The organism is Paraburkholderia sp. RL17-347-BIC-D (assembly GCF_046027915.1).
Lineage (GTDB): Bacteria > Pseudomonadota > Gammaproteobacteria > Burkholderiales > Burkholderiaceae > Paraburkholderia.
In genome coordinates this window covers 1-1278 of record NZ_JARESS010000178.1, presented here as the reverse complement: position 1 = coordinate 1278, position 1278 = coordinate 1, and the positions used below count along the sequence as shown (strand labels likewise).

At 57.5% G+C, this 1278-nt stretch carries 1 protein-coding gene; it reads right to left on the bottom strand.

Going from position 1 to position 1278, the window contains the following annotated elements; translation table 11 throughout:
• On the bottom strand, positions 1–1250 hold a 1250-nt coding region (locus P0D96_RS47980), incomplete at its 3' end, for a cytochrome P450 (protein ID WP_408321335.1).
• Between the last annotated feature and the right edge of the window lie 28 nt (positions 1251–1278).

Genomic DNA, 1278 nt, shown 5'->3' with positions numbered 1-1278 from the left:
GCACCGAATGTCAGGTACGCCTTCTGTTCATGCACACCTTCCGATGGGTCTCGTGGATGCCTCCAACGGTCAGGGTCAAATGTTTCTGGACGCACAAAGTTGCGCGGGTCCAACATGCTTGGACGCGTGAGAAATAGCATGCGTGTTCCTGCCGGTATAGCAACACCTCCCAGGCACACGTCAGTCAGTGGCTCGAACGTCTGTATTGCAGCAACTGGCCGCAGTCGGAGTGCCTCATTGCATACCGCCTCGCATAGATCGAGGTGCTTTAATGCGTCGTAGTCCGGGCAGGCCTTGGACTCACCGAGTGCCGCGCGCGACTGTTCGAATAGCCGGTTCTGCAGATGCGAATCCGCAGCAATGTACATAAGCCCCCAGGCGATTGCATTAGCCGTCGTATCCTCTCCTGCGACGAGAAGCGTCAGGACGTTCGCCGATACCTGTTCGTCGGTAACCGTTGAATCGGGCTCGTTGCGCGCGGCGAGCATCGCTTCGAGCAAGTTGTGCGGTGGCGCATCAGGCGATTGGCGCATGCGCTCACGCGCCCGTTCAATCATTTTTTGAATGTAGCTGTGCACCTCCACCATTGCCCGCGCGAGTAACCGGTCCTGGGGAAGCGTGACGTAGTGCCAGTAGGGAAAGAGGGCAGTGACACGCCTCATGAGCGCCGGCGGTATGAGGGCAAGCTGTTCCTGGATTACACCCTGTTCCTGTTCGAGCGTATGCGGATCCTCGCCGAAGGCGAGCGTACTCGTCACGTCAACGGTGTAGCGCTTAAGTTCTTCTGTCATTTCGAGCGTTCTATGCTCCTTTGCCGCCTCTTGCAGGCGAACGAGAAGACGCTCGGTAATGGCCGCCAGAGTCGGATAAAAGGCCTTAATGTTGGAAAAGGACAGCGCGCGCATGACGAGCCGACGCTGCGGTTCCCAAGCCGTGCCTTCGGCAGAGAATAGTCCGTTTCCGCCAAGCTCCGCCATTACGGATTCTATTGGCGCAAATCGACGATACAGGTGCGGACGCTCGCGCATGACAGTCTGAAACAGTTCCGCCTGCGTCCACACTGTGACCGGAATCGTGCCAAGCTGAACCCTGAATGGCGAACCAAATCGCTTCGCCCATTGCTCCAAAGTCGAGTGAAGTCTCGCCGGTGCCATCTGAAACAGGTTTCCCAGGAGGGGCAAACCTTGCGGGCATGGTAGATCTGCGACAGTGCGCAAAATCTCGTTGGCGTCAAGTTGAAGGTCCGCCATACTCTCCTCCGCTTCGCATACCACAATG